Annotated in this window: 20 protein-coding genes and 1 tRNA gene; 6 read left to right on the forward strand and 15 right to left on the reverse strand. The window is 21.3% G+C overall.

The genetic code is table 11. The features are described from left to right. Window positions 1-19: 19 nt before the first annotated feature. From guaB to ndk, 7 genes are all read right to left on the reverse strand, one after another. Window positions 20-1,489 carry an IMP dehydrogenase gene (gene guaB, locus ONB71_RS01985; protein ID WP_274360478.1) on the reverse strand — a complete coding sequence of 490 codons (1,470 nt, stop codon included), beginning with the start codon at window positions 1,487-1,489 and terminating at the stop codon, window positions 20-22. Window positions 1,490-1,573: 84 nt separating this feature from the next. Next, the gene (gene der, locus ONB71_RS01990; RefSeq protein WP_274360479.1) at window positions 1,574-2,968 is read right to left on the reverse strand and encodes a ribosome biogenesis GTPase Der; all 1,395 of its coding nucleotides are present in this window, start codon (window positions 2,966-2,968) and stop codon (window positions 1,574-1,576) included. A gap of 25 nt (window positions 2,969-2,993) precedes the next feature. Next, a complete protein-coding gene (locus ONB71_RS01995; protein WP_274360480.1) occupies window positions 2,994-4,124 on the reverse strand; it encodes an outer membrane protein assembly factor BamB family protein in 1,131 nt (376 codons plus the stop codon). 17 nt (window positions 4,125-4,141) lie between these two features. Continuing rightward, window positions 4,142-4,600: a YfgM family protein gene (locus tag ONB71_RS02000; protein WP_274360481.1), complete on the reverse strand. Its 459-nt coding sequence runs from the start codon at window positions 4,598-4,600 to the stop codon at window positions 4,142-4,144. Between the two features lie 143 nt (window positions 4,601-4,743). After that, complete coding sequence (gene hisS / locus ONB71_RS02005; protein ID WP_274360482.1) at window positions 4,744-6,030, reverse strand: histidine--tRNA ligase; 1,287 nt, start codon at window positions 6,028-6,030, stop codon at window positions 4,744-4,746. An 883-nt stretch (window positions 6,031-6,913) separates the two neighbouring features. After that, entirely contained in the window at window positions 6,914-7,972 is a 1,059-nt protein-coding gene (gene rlmN, locus ONB71_RS02010) for a dual-specificity RNA methyltransferase RlmN (protein WP_274360483.1), read from the reverse strand. Window positions 7,973-7,997: 25 nt separating this feature from the next. Further along, window positions 7,998-8,432: a nucleoside-diphosphate kinase gene (gene ndk / locus ONB71_RS02015; RefSeq protein WP_274360484.1), complete on the reverse strand. Its 435-nt coding sequence runs from the start codon at window positions 8,430-8,432 to the stop codon at window positions 7,998-8,000. A gap of 73 nt (window positions 8,433-8,505) precedes the next feature. Here ndk and ONB71_RS02020 point away from each other — a divergent pair, with 73 nt between their 5' ends. Further along, on the forward strand, window positions 8,506-9,936 hold the full coding sequence (locus ONB71_RS02020; RefSeq protein WP_274360485.1) for an amino acid permease: 1,431 nt from the start codon (window positions 8,506-8,508) through the stop codon (window positions 9,934-9,936). Window positions 9,937-9,948: 12 nt separating this feature from the next. Here the strand turns inward: ONB71_RS02020 and ONB71_RS02025 are convergent. After that, window positions 9,949-10,021 (reverse strand) — tRNA-Ile (locus ONB71_RS02025). Window positions 10,022-10,066: 45 nt separating this feature from the next. Next, window positions 10,067-11,026, reverse strand: a complete 960-nt coding sequence (gene corA / locus ONB71_RS02030; protein ID WP_274360486.1) for a magnesium/cobalt transporter CorA — start codon at window positions 11,024-11,026, stop codon at window positions 10,067-10,069. 420 nt (window positions 11,027-11,446) lie between these two features. Between corA and hemC the strand changes: the two genes are divergently transcribed. The 3 genes from hemC to dcd are packed head-to-tail and all read left to right on the forward strand — an operon-like array spanning window position 11,447 to window position 13,737. Further along, a complete protein-coding gene (gene hemC, locus ONB71_RS02035) occupies window positions 11,447-12,439 on the forward strand; it encodes a hydroxymethylbilane synthase (protein WP_274360488.1) in 993 nt (330 codons plus the stop codon). Then, window positions 12,378-13,127, forward strand: a complete 750-nt coding sequence (locus tag ONB71_RS02040; RefSeq protein ID WP_274360489.1) for a uroporphyrinogen-III synthase — start codon at window positions 12,378-12,380, stop codon at window positions 13,125-13,127. The genes hemC and ONB71_RS02040 overlap by 62 nt, the downstream gene beginning before the upstream one ends. Window positions 13,128-13,170: 43 nt before the next feature. Next, complete coding sequence (gene dcd / locus ONB71_RS02045) at window positions 13,171-13,737, forward strand: dCTP deaminase (RefSeq protein WP_274360490.1); 567 nt, start codon at window positions 13,171-13,173, stop codon at window positions 13,735-13,737. A 29-nt stretch (window positions 13,738-13,766) separates the two neighbouring features. Here the strand turns inward: dcd and ONB71_RS02050 are convergent, their stop codons facing one another. The 5 genes from ONB71_RS02050 to rpoH form a co-directional block, all read right to left on the reverse strand. After that, window positions 13,767-14,537 (reverse strand): ABC transporter permease, encoded by a 771-nt coding sequence (locus tag ONB71_RS02050; RefSeq protein ID WP_274360491.1) that lies wholly within the window; start codon window positions 14,535-14,537, stop codon window positions 13,767-13,769. Then, a complete protein-coding gene (locus ONB71_RS02055; protein WP_274360492.1) occupies window positions 14,534-15,460 on the reverse strand; it encodes an ABC transporter ATP-binding protein in 927 nt (308 codons plus the stop codon). The genes ONB71_RS02050 and ONB71_RS02055 overlap by 4 nt, the downstream gene beginning before the upstream one ends. 104 nt (window positions 15,461-15,564) lie before the next feature. After that, window positions 15,565-16,095, reverse strand: coding sequence for a hypoxanthine phosphoribosyltransferase (gene hpt / locus ONB71_RS02060; RefSeq protein ID WP_274360493.1), 531 nt, complete (start codon window positions 16,093-16,095; stop codon window positions 15,565-15,567). Between the two features lie 192 nt (window positions 16,096-16,287). Then, on the reverse strand, window positions 16,288-16,806 hold the full coding sequence (fabA, locus tag ONB71_RS02065; protein WP_274360494.1) for a bifunctional 3-hydroxydecanoyl-ACP dehydratase/trans-2-decenoyl-ACP isomerase: 519 nt from the start codon (window positions 16,804-16,806) through the stop codon (window positions 16,288-16,290). 193 nt (window positions 16,807-16,999) lie between these two features. Further along, on the reverse strand, window positions 17,000-17,857 hold the full coding sequence (rpoH, locus tag ONB71_RS02070; RefSeq protein ID WP_274360495.1) for an RNA polymerase sigma factor RpoH: 858 nt from the start codon (window positions 17,855-17,857) through the stop codon (window positions 17,000-17,002). A gap of 151 nt (window positions 17,858-18,008) precedes the next feature. On the opposite strand from rpoH, the gene rsmD reads away from it, so the two are divergent. Both rsmD and pgl read left to right on the forward strand, forming a co-directional pair. Beyond that, a complete protein-coding gene (rsmD, locus tag ONB71_RS02075) occupies window positions 18,009-18,569 on the forward strand; it encodes a 16S rRNA (guanine(966)-N(2))-methyltransferase RsmD (protein ID WP_274360496.1) in 561 nt (186 codons plus the stop codon). A gap of 63 nt (window positions 18,570-18,632) precedes the next feature. Further along, the gene (pgl, locus tag ONB71_RS02080; protein WP_274360497.1) at window positions 18,633-19,640 is read left to right on the forward strand and encodes a 6-phosphogluconolactonase; all 1,008 of its coding nucleotides are present in this window, start codon (window positions 18,633-18,635) and stop codon (window positions 19,638-19,640) included. A 7-nt stretch (window positions 19,641-19,647) separates the two neighbouring features. Here the strand turns inward: pgl and bioA are convergent, their stop codons facing one another. Next, window positions 19,648-20,940, reverse strand: coding sequence for an adenosylmethionine--8-amino-7-oxononanoate transaminase (gene bioA, locus ONB71_RS02085; protein ID WP_274360498.1), 1,293 nt, complete (start codon window positions 20,938-20,940; stop codon window positions 19,648-19,650). Window positions 20,941-21,003: the final 63 nt, after the last annotated feature.

A 21,003-nucleotide genomic window follows, 5' to 3' on the forward strand; every position in this document is an offset into this window, starting at 1 on the left:
TTGACATAAAATAAAAAAATTAATAATTTATACGATAATTAGGAGATTCCTTAGTAATATCAACACCATGAACATGACTTTCAGTCATACCAGCATTAGTAATACGAACAAATTTAGCCTTAGATTGTAACTCAAAAATATTAGAACAACCTGTCAACCCCATACATGATTTCAATCCTCCAATCTGCTGATACAAAATTTCCTTTAAAGTTCCTTTATAAGCTACTCTTCCTTCTATACCCTCAGGAACTAATTTACTAATAGATTTATAATTCTGAAAATAACGATTAGAATAACCCTTAGACATTGCTCCAAGAGAACCCATACCACGATATACTTTAAAAGCTCTACCTTCATAGAATTCTATTTCTCCTGGAGATTCTTCAGATCCTGCAAATAAAGAACCAATCATCACACAAGATGCCCCAGCAACAATAGCCTTAGCAATATCACCCGAAAAACGAATTCCTCCATCAGAAATTAATGGTATATCTACATCTTTAAGTACTTTAACTACATTTAAAATAGCAGTAATCTGTGGTATACCTACACCAGTAACTATACGAGTAGTACAAATAGATCCTGGGCCTAAACCAACCTTTATTGCATTAACACCTAATTTTAGTAAAGATAAAGCTCCATCAGAAGTTACAACATTACCAGCAATAATATCTATATCAATATATTCACGACGAATTTTACTAATAAAATCTAATACTCTTTTAGAATGAGCATGTGAAGAATCAATTAATAAAACATCAATTCCAGCTTTAACTAATGAGTAAACACGTTCATCACTATCTTTGTCTATACCAACTGCAGCACCGACTCTTAATCTTCCTTTATTATCTTTACAAGAATAAGGTTTCTTTTTAGATTTCATAAAATCTTTTACAGTTATCATACCTGTAAGACAAAAATTTTTATCAACTATTAATATTTTTTCTATGCGATATTTATGCATTAACTTTAAAACTGTATTATGAGTATCATATTTATTAATCGTAATTAAATTATCTTTTGAAGTCATAAAAGAAGAAACAATACTATTTGAATCTTTTATAAATCTTACATCTCTACCAGTAACAATACCAACCAATTCATTAGTACCGTATCTAACAACCGGGTAACCTGCAAAACCATTAATTCTAGTTAAATTATTAATTTCTTTTAGAGTAGTATCTGGATAAACAACTTTGGGATCAACTATAATACCACTTTCATACCTCTTTACCTTATTAACCTCATTAATTTGATTTCTAATAGACATATTTTTATGAATAAACCCAATACCTCCTTCTTTAGCTAAAGCAATAGCTAATCTTGATTCCGTAACAGTATCCATTGCCGCGGAGGTTATAGGTATATTTAAATTTATATTATTAGTTAATCTAGTACTAATATTTACATCAACCGGTAAAATTTCAGAAAATGCAGGTACTATAAGTACATCATCAAAAGTAAAAGCTTCATTAATAATTTTAACCATTAATAATAATAACCCTCAATAAAAAAAACTAATTAATACATTATACATATTAGAAAAAATCTTTCTAACCTTTTTTAAAACAAACTAACTAATATATGGATTATTAGAATCTTTAAATTTAATAATAAGAGATATACCAACTAACTTTAATGATCTACTAAAATAATTTATTAAATAACGCTTATAAGAACGAGACAAATTTTTAATTCTCTTTCCATGAATAATAATTATAAAAGGACTATATCCTCCAAAATGAGCATATTTTAATTTTGTACTACGACCATTAATAACAGGTAAACAATGTCTATTAATAGCTTTTAAAAGAACATCAGTTAAATATTTGGAACTAAATCTATTTTTAAATAAACTAAAAATATATTCAGCAGAATTAAATATATTATTTATACCATAACCATATAAAGCTGAAATAAAATGTATTTCAAAATTATTAATAAAACTAATACGATTTAAAATCTTCAATTTAATACTTTTCTTCAATGATAAAGAAATATTTTCACATTTATTAACTATAATTATAAAAGATTTACCCCTTGATAAAATTAAATTTAATAGGTACAAATCTTGATCTAAAAATCCCAAATTAACATCTATGATTAATAATATAATATCAGCATAATCTATTGATTTAATAGATTGACATATAGAATATTTATCTGAATTATTATATTTACTACCTATTTTTATTCTTTTTAAACCAGCAGTATCAATTAAAACATAATTATATAAACCCCTTTTTATATATACATATATACTATCACGTGTTGTTCCTGGCAAATTATTAACTGTCAGTCTCTTCTCACATAAAATATTATTAATTAATGTAGATTTACCTACATTCGGTTGACCAATACAAGCTAATTTAATATTATTTTGCATTTTATTTAAAGGTTTATTTAAATAAAATGAATAATTTGAATCAACAATTAATTTATCAATTTTTTTTTTTTCAGAATGAAAACTCTTACTAATATAATTAAATATAAAAGGATATATTTCTTTATAAAATAAAGAAAGAATATTACTCTTACTAAAAAAATTAATAAAATAAATATTTTTAAACCCTAAAGAATAAAATTGAAAAGTAGAATTATTATCATTTACTTTATTAATTATCAATATAACAAATTTATTTTTAGTTCTTAGTATATTTGATATAAAATAATCATCAAACATAATTCCATCAATTGCGCTCAAAATAAAAAAAATAATATTAGATTTATTAATTGCTGAAATAGATTGTTCCAAAATACAATAATCATTTTTATCCAATACAGAACGAATGGCCGGGGTGTCTACTATAATAAAAATTTTATCAAATCGCTTTATATACCCATATTTACAATCACGAGTAAAATTATCTAAACTATTAACTATAGCGGATTTAGTACCAGTTAATATATTAAATAATGTAGATTTACCTACATTAGTTCTACCTATTAAAGATATAATTGGAATCATAAATATTAATTATACATTATTTTAATTAACTATAAAAAAATAAATAACCATTATTATCTAAAATGAATAACTTGTTATTCTTATAAAAAATAATATTTAAACCAAAATTACTAATTTTATTTCTTAAACAAACAGAAAAATTATTAATATCAATTAAATATAAATAACCCAAATTATCACCTATTACAATATAATTTTTATACAAAATAGGAGAAATTGACTCATATTTAAACGGCAATATTCGTCTACTTTTAATATAATAACTGTTTATATTTAAAGATATTAAACAATTCATATTGTCTAATAAATAAATACAATTATTGTAAATAAAAATATTTTTAATAAATTTATCATTATACTTATACAATATATCTCCAGAAATAAAATCAATAGCTATAAAACAACCATTAGAAGATATAGCATATATTACACCATGATAAATAACAGGTGTATAATCTACATCAACAAAATCACTAAAATCATCTTTATACGGGTAAGAAATAAATTTTTTCCATATTAATTTACCATCATAAGGAGAAATTACATTAATAAAACCATCATCACTACCAATAACAATTAAATTATTAAACATTACAAGTTCTGATTCACCTCTTAAACCAAAATCTGAATATCCTAAAAAAACACTCCATTTAATTTCACCACTATATTTACTAAAAGCTTGTAATATTCCATTAACAGTACGTACTAAAATCAAATCATCAAATAAAAATGGCTTAGATAAAATTTCTCCTGCAGCATCAACACACCAATTAATAATTCCGTTACTAAAATTAATAGAATATAATTTAGCATTTTCAGTCCCAAAATATATATTTTTTATATCTAAACAAATATTTCCTAATAAAAAAATTCCGTCATTTCTGAACTTTTTATACTTATCAAATAAATTTAAAAACCACTTTTGTTTGCCATCCTTTAATGATATTGCTTTAATAATTCCAGAATAATCATAAATAAATACAGTATCTTTATTGAAAGAAAATGAATAATTACAATATTCATTACTATATTTACCAACATTAATTTGCCATGTTTTTTTTAAACAAGATTTATTAATAAAACGAATATAACTATTATCCGTACAACCTAAAAAAAATATTAACAATATTAAAAAATATAAACGAAAAAAATTCATAAAATACTAATAACCCATCAATAAATACTATTAATTTTTAATTTAACTAAATATTTTAAAAAAATATTATTATCATTATTTAAAATATATAACCAAATTTTTTTAGCATTTTTTCTATCTCCTATACTTAATAATATATCGCCTTTAATATTTAAAAAAACATATTTCCAACTGTCCATATTAACAAAACATTTAATAATAGATAAAGATTCAATAAATTTATTTTCTTGATATAAAATACGTACTAATCTAATAGAAAAAATTGCTTTTAAATTATCATCTTTTATATATTTAATACCATATTTTAACCAAAATTCAGCATTTTTTAATTCATAAATATCAACATAGTACTTAGATAATTTTAATATATTTATAAAACCATAAATATTATGATTATTTCTTATATAATCAAAAACATTGATTATATTATCTTTATTTACATAATCAAATATATAATTACAATTTTTATTTAACATAATAATTTTATTTTTTTTATGAAAAAAAAATAAAATAGAAGAAAAAAAAATAAAAAAAATAAAAATATATAAACTTATTTTTTTATAAAATGATATGAAACTAAACATTTATATTTACACAACATAATTAAATTGTTTTTTATTTATTGATAATATTTAAATACATCTTTTAAATATTGTATAAAACCATCACACGATAACATTTTCTTTATGTTAAACTTTAAATCATACATAAAAAATGTATTTTTTTCTAAATAATTTTTATCAATGAATAAAATAATATCAATATTATTTTTCTTAGCATGAGTATAATATTTATTAATTTTTATTATTTTATTATTTATATTAATTGACAACTTTAAATTAAAAAACAAATCACGTAATTTTTCCGCTAAATGTATACAAAATACACGAGTATCATTTACGCCAATTATACGAATTAATTTAAATTCAAATTTATTAAAAATAATATCCATACTTTTGAATAATAATAATAAACGATCCAAACCAATAGCACATCCTATTCCAGGAAAATCATATTTACTTAATTTTTTAAATAAACTATCATAGCGACCTCCAGCACAAACAGTATTTTGCGCACCTAAATCATTAGTAAACCATTCAAAAACCGTATTATTATAATAATCCAACCCACGTACTAATTTATGATTTATAGTATATTTAATACAAAAAGAATCTAGTATTAAACATAATTCTTTAAAATGTAATATAGAAACATCATCAATATAATCATTCAAAATTGGAGCATCTTTTATTAATTCAAAAATACTTGGATCTTTACTATCAAACAAAATTAAAGGATTTCTAATAATTTTTTTCCATAAAATATTATCAAAAAAAGATTTTTTGTTTAATAAAAATTTTTTTAAAACATCAAAATAGATTTTTCTAGATATTAAAGAACCAATAGTATTGATTTCTAAAAATAATTTATCATTTATACCTAATTTTTCCCATAACCTATTACAAATTAAAATCAATTCAACTTCAGCTTCTGGACCGGAAATACCTACTATTTCCATACCAAATTGATAAAACTGACGATAACGACCCTTTTGAGGGCGTTCATATCTGAACATAGGACCACTATACCAAAAACGACAGGGTAAACTATGAAATAAACCATTTTCAATAATAGCTCTTACACAACCTACTGTACCTTCAGGACGTAATGCTATATTATTATTACTACGATCACTAAATATATATATTTCTTTTTCTATAATATCTGTAATAGAACCAATAGCACATTTAAATAAATCATAATATTCAATTAAGGGTAATTTAATTTCACTAAAATTATATAAACATAATATTTCCTTTAAAACACATTCGATTTTTTGTAGATACAATGTATCAACAAAAAAATAATCATTCATTCCACGAATTGATCGAATACCTCTAGACAAAATTAGATTCTCTTAATAAATAATAATAAAACAAATTCAACATTTAGTATAAATAATATCATTTTAACTTTGATATTATAGTATTATTCAAACAAAATATAATTTAATAAATTAAAACAAAACATTAATCTTTTTATTAAAATAAAAATCAATTTTATAAAATAATACATAAAAAATTAAAAATAAAATAACATTAAACATAAAATTCAAATATGTATAACTATAATATATCAAAACAAATTAATTTATTTAAATACAATAAAATATGTATTAATCAAAATGATTTAACAAAATTTAATATTAACTATAAAATTATCTTTGCAAAACAATCTAAACTAAACATAATTAATTAATTTAAAAATATCTTAAATAATATTTTAATTATCAAATTAAACATAAAGTAATAAATCTTAATCAAAAAATAAAATAAAACTATTAATATATGATAATATTTAATCATTAAAAAATAATTAAAATTATATTTTATTATTTAAAAACATTTAATAATTATAATACACATAAAATAAAAAACAATATTTTAATATAAATTTAAATAAATTTTTAATTTTTAATAAAATATAAATATCAAATAAAAACATTATATTATATATCTAATCTATAAATAATTTAATTTATCAAAATTAAATTATAAATAAAATATATAGACATAAATTATAAACTTAATACTTAAAAAAAAATAATTTTATATAAATATATATTATTTAAATAAATATAATAATTTTTTTTTTACAAAATAAAAAATCAACAAATATATAAAAAATATATATCTTTAAAAATTTATAAAAAGTAAAATAAATATATAAAATAAAAAATATGATTAAATTAAATAATTTTAAAATTTATTTACTCCTATCAAAAAACACTATTTAAAAAAAACACCAGATAATTGACCACATGAAGCATATATATCTGCACCTCTACTCTTTCTTATAGTAACAATAAAACCATATTGTGTTAAAATATCAAAAAAATATTTAATTTTTTTATTATTACTACAACTATAATTTAAACCTGAAAAATTATTCAATGGAATTAAATTAATCTTACTAGGAATATTTTTTAATAAATTAATCAAATTAAAAACATCTATTTTAGTATCGTTAATACCATCTATCATTATATATTCAATAGAAATAACCCCACAATTAGCTCTTGAATAAACCATATATTTAGCAACAGTATTTATTAGATCTTTAATCTTATATCTTTTATTAATAGGCATTATACTATCACGAACTACATCACTAGATGCATGCAATGAAATTGCCAATACGACATCAATATTTTTAAATAATTCATGTATAGCAGGAATAATACCAGATGTTGAAATAACAACCTTACGTTTGGACAAACCCAAACCAAATTTATCCAAAATAATTTTAATAGAAACAACCAAATTTTTAAAATTCAATAAGGGTTCCCCCATACCCATAAATACAATATTAGTGATTGATTTATTATTATTTAATTTCAAATGATTAATCATCTTTTTTACCAATAAAATTTGACCAATTATTTCAAATACGAAAAGATTTCTGACAAACGGTTGTTTACCTGTACAACAAAACTTACAATCTAATATACAACCAATTTGAGAAGATAAACATAAAGTAGTACGATTTTTATATGGAATATATACAGTCTCTATATATTGATTATATCCAACTTCAATTAAAATCTTAATAGTACCATCACAAGAATGAAAAATTCTAAATAATTTAGGCAATATAATACAAGATATCTTTTCTAATTTATTAATTAAATTAGAACTGAAATTAGTCATTTTTCTAAAATCTAAACAATCCTTTTGATAAATCCATGACATCAATTGATTAGAACGAAAAGAATATTCTCCAATAGATAGAAATAATTTACATAATCCCTCTCTATTTAAATTTAATAAATTTATTTTTTTAGACATTTAAATCCTATAAAATATAATAAAATTATTTAACAAACCTAGAAAAAATTTCATTCTTACTAAAAAAAAACTTTATCTCACGATATGCCGAATAATTTGAATCAGAACCATGAACAGCGTTTTTAATCAAATTATCAGAATAATCAGATCTAATAGTACCAGCTAAAGCTAAAGATGGATCAGTATGACCAATAAGTTCACGGTTACGTCTTACTGCATCTTTACATTCCAAAACAGATACAACAATTGGACCGGATGACATAAAATCTACTAAATCATTAAAGAAACATTTATCTTTATGAATAATATAAAAAGATTTTGCTTGGTATTTATTTAAAAACAACATTTTAGTTGCAATTATTTTAAATCCAGATCTTTCAAAACGACTATAAATTTCACCAATGATATTATTAAAAACTGAATTAGGTTTAATAATCAATAGAGTATGTTCTACATTCATAATAATTTTATTATTTTATTTAATAACATTAGATAAAATAATAAAATAAAAAAATATACTAGTCAAAAAAAGAATGAAAATAAAACATTTAATAATGATAACTATAGGAAGTTCAATAGGAACAGGTTTATTTATATCATTAGGAAATGCCATTGTAAAATATGGAATACTATTAACAATAATTTCATATACACTAATAAGTGTAATGGTTTATTTCTTAATGAACATTATCGGAGAATTAATAATTTTACTACCTAAATCTGAATCATTCGCAAATTATGGATCAAAATATGTAGAAGAAGGTTTTGGTTTTTCATTAGGATGGAACTATTGGTATAACTGGGTTCTAACCATAACAATAAATTTAATATCCACCCAAATAATAATGAGTTATTGGTATCCAAAAATACCAAGTTATATTTGGGGAACATTATTTTTAACTATTATTTTCTTAATTAATTTTCTTTCTATAAAAAACTTTGGAGAAATAGAATACTGGTTATCATTAATTAAAATCCTAATCATTTTTTTATTTTTAATAATAGGAAGTATAACAATACTGAATATTATACAAAAAAAAGAAATTTTAATAAACTGGGAAACAATTAGAAATGATTTTTATAAAAATAATATCTATACATTTATAAAAATTACTACAATTATAGGTTTTTCTTTTCAAGGTGTAGAATTAATTGCAATAACAGTAAAAGAAATTAAAAAACCTAAAAAAAATATCAAAAAAATAATAAATAAAACATTTTGGATAATACAAATATTATACATATCAGTAATAATCACTATTATGATAATAACAAATCATGAAAAAATTTTTTTAATAAAAAAAACTAATATAGAAAATATAATAATTAATCCATTTACTTTAATTTTTGAAAATTCAAAATTAACAAATACAGCTTCAATAATAAATTTTATTATATTAATTGCAATTTTATCTTCAAGTAACGCTGGGTTATATGCATCAAGTAGAATGTTATATACATTAGCAATAGATGGTAAAGCTCCTAAAATATTTACAAACATTTCAAAAAACGGAGTACCTAAATATGCATTATATTTGACAACAATAATATCAGGGTGCTATTTAATATACTATAAAATAAATATTAAAAAATTTTATATTGAACTGATAAGAATTTCCAGTATAACTGGCTTCATTACATGGTTAGGAATAATAATTATTCATTATAGATTCAAAATAAATTATAAAAAATTAAAATATGAAAAAAATAAACAATCATACAAATATAAATATTTTCCAATAAAAATAATTTTTTCTTTTATACTATGTATTATAATAACTTTAGGACAAACATATATAACAATATCTTCAAATAATTTACAATTAAAAGAAATTATAATAACTTGTATAGGAATACCATTATTTTTAACTAATTGGTTATGTTACAAAATAATATTTAAAAGTAAAATAATAAAACATAACAATGTTAATTTAAATTATAAAAAAACAAAAAAGAAAAAATGAATATATAAATTTTGGCCCCTCCCCGATTTGAACGGGGGACCAAACGATTATGAGTCGCTTGCTCTGACCACTGAGCTAAGGGGCCATAAATTAAATAAAAAAATTAAAATATGCTAAATAAAATTTAAAATTATAGCCAATTTTTTTGTTTAAAATAAAAATAAGGGGCTAAACCAGCAACTATCATTAAAATTATAGCAAATGGATAACCAAAAATCCACCTAAGTTCAGGCATAAAAATAAAATTCATGCCATAACTAGAAGCCACCAAAGTAGGTGGTAAAAAAATAACAGATACTACAGAAAAAATCTTAATAATCCTATTTTGCTCTATACTAATAAAACCTATAGCAACTTGCATCAAAAAATTAACTTTCTGAAATAATGATTCATTATGAGGTAATAAAGATTCAATATCTCTTAATATTTCTCTAGATTGTTCCCTTTGTTTAATTTGCAAATTAGCTTTACGAACAAGAAAATTTATAGCACGTTGACTATCCATCAAACATAATCTAACTTTCCATCCTATATCTTCTAATTCAGCCAATATAGACAATGCTTCATCGAACTCATCACCCTGCTGACCTTCCATAATAATTTTACTTAATTTTTCTAAAGAACTATACATATATTCAATTTCATCAGCAAGTTGTTCAACTTTTATTTCAAATAAATCTAAAAATAATTCATAAACATTGCCATTAATAAATTTTTGTTTACTTATTCTCATAAAATATAATTTAAAAGTTAATAATTCTTTTTCTCGTAAAGTATACAATCGATTATCAACTATTGTAAAAGCAACGGTAGAATTTCCAGATCTTTCTATGGAATTATGAAAAAAGAAAAAAGAATGTATATGCAAACCATCTTCATTTTCAAAAAAACGAGCAGAAGCTTCAATATCTTCTAATTCTGGACGACTAGCTAATATTTGACCCAACTTATTACGTATAAATTCTCTCTCCTCATCTTTAGGATCAATTAAATCCACCCATATAGAGGATTCGAAATTCTCTACATTATTATTAGATTCTATATCTATCTTTTTTAAACGATTATTATCTAATTTGAATATAGCTAACATGTTAAAATCCTAATTCTAAACAACAAATATACTATTTTAAATCTAATAAAATAGGAAATAAATATAAAACGATCAAAACAATAATTTATTATTAAACAGATATCAATAACATAATAATGTTAATCCAAATAACACATAAATGCTACAATAATTATATTTTATATAAATAAAAAAATAATATTTATATATTCTTAAAACAAAAAAATATAAATAACATATATTCTTTACTCATTAATTTAAAAATAAAAAAATAACTACAAATAAATATGTTAAATATAATAAATATCTAAATTAAATAATAAATAATCACTAAAATTAATAATTTTTTATCTAAATAGCCATTACAAATATAGATAAATAAAATATAATAAAAATAAGTATTTAAATTTCAAAAAAATAAATAAAAAAAAACAAACAAAAATGTTAAAAAAAAAAATTAAAATAGCAACAAGAAATAGTCCTTTAGCTATAAAACAAGCAGAATATGTAAAAAAAAAAATACAACACATATATCCTAAAATAAATGTAGAATTATTTCCTGTAATTACAAAAAATAACAAAATATCAAAAAAAATCTTAAACGATCAATTAAATAAAGGAATATTTGTTAAAAATCTAGAAATAGCACTATTAAAAAAAGACGCAGATTTAGCTGTTCATTCAGTAAAAGATTTATCAACAAAACTTCCAGATGGACTAATTTTAACAGCTATTTGTAAACGTGATAATGCATTAGATGCATTTATATCAAACCATTATAAAACAATAGAATCACTAATTGAAGGATCTACAATAGGAACATCAAGCCCAAGAAGAAAATCACAAATACTAAATTATAAAAAAAACATACTTATAAAACCTATAAGAGGAAATATAGAAACAAGACTAAAATTATTAGATTTGGGAAAATATGATGCAATAATATTAGCTGTTGCAGGATTAAAAAGATTAGGTTTAGAAAATAGAATAAATCAAATAATATCAACAAATATATCTTTACCTTCAGGAGGACAAGGAGCTATTGGAATAGAATGCTTAATTAATAATTATAAAATAATTTCTTTATTAAAAAAAATAAATCACAAAGATTCAGAAATATTAATTAAAGCGGAACGATCATTTAATAAGGAATTAAATTCCGAATGTCAATTACCTATAGGTAGTTATGCAACACTTAAAAATAATAAAATATGCTTAAAAGGGATAATAGGATCAATAAATGGAACATGCCTTATAAAGGACAAACAAATAGGAAATAAAGAACAAGCAAATATTATAGGAAAAAAACTAGCAAAAAAAATAATTAAAAATGGAGGTAAAGAAATAATAAAATCTTTTATAAAAAAAAAACATGACAATTTTAATATTAAGACCACATCCATATGGAAAAAAACTAGCAAAAAAATTATTTGACCTAGGTTTTAACACATATAATTTATCATTAATAACATTTAAAAAAGGAAAAAATTTAAAATTATTACCTAAAATATTTACTTTATTAAAAAATAAAGATCTAATATTTGTATTATCACAACAAACAATAAAATTTGTTAATAACTTTTTAAATAGATTAAACTTAAAATGGCCCATAAAACCAATTTATTATGCAATAGGAGAAAATACTGCATTAAAATTAAAAAAAAATATTAACAAAAAAATTAATTATCCCGAAAATAAAGCAAACATGGAAACATTAATTAATTTATTAAAATTACAAGATTTAAAGGGAAAAACAACTCTAGTACTTCAAAGTAATAATAGTAGAAATTTATTAAAAAAAATCTTAAAAAAAAATGGTGCAAAAATCATATCTATAGAATGCTATAAACAAATAAATAAAAAAATAAATAAAAAAAAAGAAATAAATAAACTAAAAAAATATAAAATAAAAGAAATAGTAGTAACAAGCAAAAAAATTTTAAAAAAATTGTATAAATTAATACCACCCAAAGATCGAATAAAATGGTTGTTAAAATGTAAAATTGTAGTAATAAGTAAAAGATTAGCAAAAATAGCATATAAATTAGGTTGGAAAAAAATTTACATATCAGAAAAAGCAAATAATAACTCATTAATAAAAACATTAAAACAGATAATATAACTACTAAAAAATAGTATTTCTTATATAATCAGGTAAAAAATAAATGAAATTTTACGACAAAGATATAAAAAAATGGATTGAAAACGGTAAAATACTCATAAAACCAAAACCTAAAAAAAATAACATTAAAGAAGCTAGTATAGATATACATTTAGGCAATAAATTTCGTGTATTTAATAAAAATAATCATGGATATATAGATTTAAAAAAATACGAAATAAATAAAAATAACAAAATAAATAAAATTATTAGCAAAGAAATAAACATTTCTAACAATAAAAAATTTTATTTATATCCTCAAGAAATGGCATTAGGAATAACAAAAGAATATGTAAATTTACCAAATAATTTAATTGGAACATTATATGGACGTTCATCTCTAGCTAGAATAGGATTAATGATACACATAACAGCAAATCGTATAGATCCAGGATGGTGTGGTAACATTGTGTTAGAATTCTATAACTTTAATAAATTACCATTGCTATTATATCCTGGAATGATTATAGGAGCACTATCTTTTGAAAAACTATCAGGTTATGTGAAAAGATCATATAATACAAGAAAAAATTCAAAATATAAAAATCAAAAAAATATATTAAATAACTAAAAAATATAATTTCTAAAAAAATTAAAAAATTAATTTCTTAAACCTATACCTTTCTCAAAGAGAAACCACAAAAAAAAATAAAACAAAAAAATAAAAAAAAACAATACTAATAAAGTAAAAATAATAGGAACATCTTGAATTCCTAAAAAACCAAAACGAAAACCACTAATCATATATACAATAGGATTAAATTTAGAAATAGTTTTCCAAAAAGAAGGTAATAAGTTAAGTGAATAAAACACACCACCTAAATAAGTTAATGGGGTTAAAACAAAAGTAGGTACTAAACTAATATCATCAAATGTTTTTGCAAAAACTGCATTTAATAAACCTGCTAATGAAAATAAAAAAGCAGTTAAAAAAATAATCAAAAATATCATAAAAAAAGAATATATTTTAAATGAAATAAAAAATAATAAAATCATATTAACTAAAAAACCAACACATATACCTCTAGCAACACCACCACCAACATACCCTAAAATTATTATATGCGATGGGACAGGAGCTACTAATAATTCTTCAATATTCCTTTGAAATTTAGCACTAAAAAACGATGAAGCAACATTTGAATAAGAATTGTTAATAACCGACATCATAATTAAACCTGGCATAATAAATTTAATATAACAAAAACCATCCATAGTTCCAATATGATCACCAATTAAATTACCAAAAATAATAAAATATAATGTCATAGTAATAACTGGAGGGATTATAGTTTGAATCCATATTCTAGAAAATCTATTAATTTCCTTACTCCATATACTCTTTAAAGCTACCCAATATAATTGGGTCATAAATTTTCTCCTTTATTATTTTTAATAAGTTTAACAAATAATTCTTCCAATCTATTAGATTTATTACGCATACTAAATACTTTAATACCTTGTAAATTTAATTGATTAAATACAGAATTTAAACCCTGACTACGCATAACTTCTACTTCTAATGTATATTGATCAATTAATTTATACTTAAATCCCCTTAAATTTATATTTCTATTTTGCATTAAAATATCAAATATAAAAGTTTGAAATTTTAATTTAGATAATAATAATTTCATTGAACTATTTTCTATTAATAAACCCTTATTAAATATACCAATATTTTTACACAAATTTTCAACTTCTTCCAAATAATGAGTAGTCAAAATTATAGTTACACCATTATAATTTAAATTCTTTAAATATTTCCAAATAAATCTACGTAATTCAATATCAACACCTGCTGTAGGCTCATCTAAAATTAATAACTTAGGATTATGCATTAAAGTTCTAGCTAACATTAAACGTCTTTTCATACCGCCAGATAACATACGTGCTATTTCATTTCTCTTATCCCATAAATTTAATTCACCTAAATATTTCTTAGCACGAATACGGGCTTCATACTTACAAACACCATAATAACCAGCTTGGTTAACTACTATTTGTAAAACTGTTTCAAATGGATTAAAATTAAACTCCTGAGGTACTAATCCTAAATGACGCTTTGCATTAACAGTATCAAATTCTAAATTATGACCAAAAATAAATATTTTACCAGTAGTTTTATTAACTAAAGAGGTAATAATACCAATAGCTGTAGATTTACCAGCACCATTAGGACCTAATAACGCATAAAAATCACCTATTTTGACATTTAAAGATATATCTTTAAGAGCATAAATTTCATTACAATATATTTTACTAATATTTATTAATTCAAGTGCATACTTCATAAATAAAAACCTTAAATAAAATAATAAATAAAACAAAATTAATTTAAAAATCACCTAAATTTATAATATTAATTTAAAATTTATACATAAAAAATAAAATATTTTTAATTAACAACAACTTTTCCTATATAAGATAAATGTCTGTAATTTTGATTATAATCAATACCATAACCAATAACAAATTCATTAGATATAGTAAACCCAATATATTTAATAAATATATTTACTTCTCTACATGATGGTTTATCCAATAAAGTACAAATAGATAACGAATTGGGTTTGCGTAACAATAACATTTCATAAACTTTACTTATGGTATAACCGGAATCTATTATATCTTCAACAATTAATACATCTTTATCATAAATATTTCCATCTAAATCTTTAATAATCTTTACATCTCTAGAAGAAAACATATTACTACCATAACTTGATACAGTCATAAAATCTACTTCATGAGGAATATTAATTACTCTACATAAATCAGATACAAAAATAAAAGACCCTCTCAATAAACCAATCAATATAAATTTTTTATTTATATTAAAGTAATCCTGTGTAATCTGTTTACCTAAATAATTAACCTTTGAATTTATATCATCAGAAGAAATCAACTTTTCAATATAATATTTCATAAAATAATAATACAAAATTAATAATACTTTATATTATTATAAGACACTACTATTTCTTTAAATTAAAATATAAATTTAACTTTATAAAATATTTTAGAAAAGATAAAAAAAAAGAAAATATTTTTTTATAATCTATTTTAAATAACTTCAACACTTAAAATAAAATAAAAATAAAAAACCTTACAAATAAAACTAAAAAAATGAAATATCTTTAAATAAACCAACTTTTAAATCTGATGCTATATAAATTATTTTATTATCTACAATAACTTTACCATTTGCGATTCCCAAAACTAATCTTCTATTAATAACACGTTTAAAATGAATACAATATGTAATCTTTTTAGTATTAGGTAAAATTTGACCAGTGAATTTTACTTCACCAACTCCTAAAGCCCTTCCTTTACCTTTATATCCCAGCCAACCTAAATAAAACCCAACTAACTGCCACATAGCATCCAAACCTAAACAACCAGGCATAACCGGATCATTAACAAAATGATAATTAAAAAACCATAAATTAGAAAAAATATCTAACTCAGCCTCTATATAACCTTTTTTATAAAAACCACCGTTACTATTTATTTTAATAATACGATCTATCATTAACATTTTACCAATTGGTAAAAATGGACCATCAAATCCAAATAATCTACCATACCCGGAAGAAATTAAATCATCTTTATTATAAAAACTACGTCTATCAAACATGTAATATAAAAATATTCCACAAATAATAAAATATAAAAAAATTAAAATAAAACTTATTATTACTAATAATAAACTTTATTTAACATTAAAAAAAAAAATAATAACAAAATAATAATAAATAAAAATAACTTACATAATACAAGTATATTTTAATATATAAAACAAAAATCTAAAATAAATATTTATTAAAATATTAAGATTCAATTTCAGCACGTAACTTTTTCATAGCACTTCTTTCAAGCTGTCTAACTCGTTCAGCTGATAAACCATAAAAATTAGCTAATTCTTGTAATGTAATTTTTTTATTATCATTTAACCATCTAGAAAAAATAATATGTTTACTACGCTTATCCAAAATCTTCATCGCATGATTTAATTTATTAGTAATACTATTTTCCCAATCTTTTTCTTCAAAAGAATCAGCAAAATTAGATGTTTTGTCTCTTAAATAATAAACAGGAGCTAAAGATTTATTATTGATTAATTCATCATCAATAGGTATATCAAATGTAATATCTTGTGCAGACATCCTAGACTCCATTTCACAAACATCCTTTTTACTTACACCTAATTCCTTAGCAACCCTATTTAATTCTTCTTGATTAAACCAACCCATTCTTTTTTTAGTCTTACGTAAATTAAAAAATAATTTACGTTGTGCTTTAGTAGTAGCTACTTTAACAATACGCCAATTTCTTAAAACATATTCATGAATCTCCGCCTTAATCCAATGCACGGCAAAAGAAACTAAACGTACACCAATATCAGGATTAAATCTTTTAACAGCTTTCATTAATCCTATATTACCTTCTTGAATTAAATCAGCTTGCTGTAAACCATAACCAGAATAATTACGTGCTATATGAATTACAAATCTTAAATGTGATAAAATTAATATTTTTGCAGAATTTAAATCACAATGATTATATAACTTTTTAGCTAAAACTTGTTCTTTACCTGCAGATAATATCGGCCAAGAATTAGCTGCTTTAATATAGGACTCTAAATTTCCTAAAGGTGAAATAAAAGAAATTTGTAATTCACTATTCATTAAAACCTCACATATAAAATAAAATTTTACTGACACAAACATTAAGAAATAATAAAATTTATATTTTTAATAAAAAATAAATAATTAAATAATCATGATATTATATTACTATATAAATGTAATAATCGTAAAATAATAATAAAACTAAAAAATGAAAAAAAATACAAAAACAATACGTATAATAAGTGGTAAATGGAAAGGTAAAAAAATAATAATACCAAATATAAAAACACTAAAACCTACAAAAGATATTATAAAAGAAACTTTATTTAATTGGATAGAACCATATATTTACAAATCATCTTGTTTAGATTGTTTTGCTGGAAGTGGATCACTTGGTCTAGAAGCTTTATCAAGAAATGCATCTTCAGTTATATTTTTAGAAAAAGATATAAATATAATAAAAATACTAAAAAAAAACATTAAAAAATTAAAAATATTAAATACAAAAATAATAAATACAAATGCAATAAAATGGATAAAAAAAAACGAAAAAAAATATAATTTAATATTTATAGATCCACCCTTCCAAACAAACTTAATAACAGAAATAACACATAAAATAGAAATTAATAAATGTTTAAAAAATGAATCCTTAATATACATAGAACAAAATAACAAAAATAAAAATATAACACTACCTAAAAACTGGATAATATATAAAACAAACCATTCAAAAAATATAACCTATAGCATATACAAAGTAAAATAAAAACAAATAAAATTAACTCATAAAATTTAATAAAAAAATTAAATTAAATTTAAAAAAAAATATATGAAACAATATATATATATATCTAATTATGACAGTAAAAAAATAACAGTATTAACACTAGATAATAAAGGAAAATTATATAAAATACAAAATGTGCACACAAAAGGATACGTACAACCAATAATAATTAATAAAAATAAACAAATATTATATGCAGGTGTAAGATCTAAAAATAAAATCATAACATATAAAATCAAAAAAAATGGTAAATTAGAAGAAATAGAACAAACACCATTATCAATAACATCTAACCATTTAGAAATAGATTACATTAACAAATTATTATTTGTAACATCTTATAATTATAATTGTATTGATATTTATAAAATATCTAAAAATGGAGTTCCTAAAAAATCTATACAAACTATAAATAAATTAAACGGTTGTCATTCAACAAATCTATACTTAAAAAAAAATATACTTTTAATTCCAACATTAAAAGAAGATTGCATACATATATATAAATTAAATAAAAATAAAAAATTAGTACATCATAAACAAATAAAAATAAAAACTAAAAAAAAATCAGGACCCAGACATATAACTTTTCATAATAAAAATGAATATGCTTATTGCATAAATGAATTAAACAGCACAATAAATATTTTAAACCTTAAAAACGAAAATAAAAAAAAAATAAAAATAATACAAACTATAGATACTATGCCATATAAATACAATAAATTAAGATGGGGGGCAGACATTCATATAACACCAAATAATAAATACTTATATACCTCTGACAGAGCATTAAATATTATAACATCATTTAAAATAAATAAAAAAGGCAATAAAATATCAATAACTGGACATTTTAAAACAGAAACGTGTCCTAGAGCGTTTAATATTGATTATTATGGAAAATATCTAATTTCAGTTGGACAAAAAAGTAATTCATTAACAATTTATAAAATTTTAAAAAAAGAAAATGGCAGATTAAGCTATATAAATAGTCTTAATACAGAAAATAATCCTATATGGGTAATAACAAATTTAATAAAAAAATAATTATATTTTAATCATAAATAAATATATCAAATTTACTTAATATAAAATGTATAGAATGACATAATTTTATTATACATTCCTCACTAATTATATAAGGTGGAACAAGATATATTATCTTCTCAAATGGTCTTACCCAAACACCATTTTGTACAAATAATTTTTGTGCATAAGGTATATTTATTTTATATTTAAATTCTACAACACCAATAGCACCTAATACACGAACATCTAATATATCAGGATGATTAATTAAAGAAAATAAACCTATTTTCATCCAAATAGAAATATTAAAAACTTGTAATTTCCAATCATTAATACATAATAATTTCAAACTAGCATATGCAACCGAACATGCTAGGGGATTTCCCATAAATGTTGGACCATGCATAAAACAACCTACTTTACCATTACCAATTACATCAGCTACTCTACGAGAGGTAATTGTAGCTGCCAAAGTCATGGTACCACCAGTAATAGCCTTTCCAATACATAAAATATCAGGAACAATTTTAGAATATTCAAAAGCAAAAAATCTACCAGTACGACCAAAACCAGTAGCTATCTCATCACAAATCAAAAGTATTTGATATTTATTACATAATAATTTTAATTTATATAAATAATTAGGATGATAAAAATTCATACCACCTATAGCCTGAACAATAGGTTCTAAAATTATTGCAGAAATAATACTGTGATATTTACTTAAAAAAATATCTATTTTATCAAAATATTTTTCTTTCCATTTACCATAAAATCCACATTTAAATTCATCAATAAATAATTGAGAAGATAAAAAATTTCCATAAATTTTATGCATAGAATTATTTGGATCTGAAACAGACATAGCAGCAAATGTATCACCATGATAAGATCTTCTTATACTAATGAAATTATATCGTTTTTCACCTAAAGCTTGCCAATATTGTAAAGACATCTTTAATGCAACCTCAATCGAAACAGAACCAGTATCAGATAAAAATATACATTGCAATTCATAAGGTAAAAACTCTAACAATTTTTCACAAAATTTAATCGCAGGAATATGCGTAATTCCACCAAACATAACATGAGAAATTTTATCTATCTGATCTTTTAAAACATCATTAAGAAATTTATTATTATACCCATGAATAGCACCCCACCAAGAAGACATACCATCAATCAATTTATTACCTTTATATAATTTTATATATACATCATATGCATAATCAACTAAATAACAAGGAAAAGGATTAATCATTGACGTATACGGGTGCCAAATATGCTTTTTATCAAAATTTAAATAAAATGATTTCATAATTAATATTGCAAAAAAGAATAAAAAGTTTTATTTTATAAATAAAATATTATTAATAATATA

Source organism: Candidatus Purcelliella pentastirinorum, from assembly GCF_028748785.1.
GTDB lineage: Bacteria > Pseudomonadota > Gammaproteobacteria > Enterobacterales > Enterobacteriaceae > Purcelliella > Purcelliella pentastirinorum_A.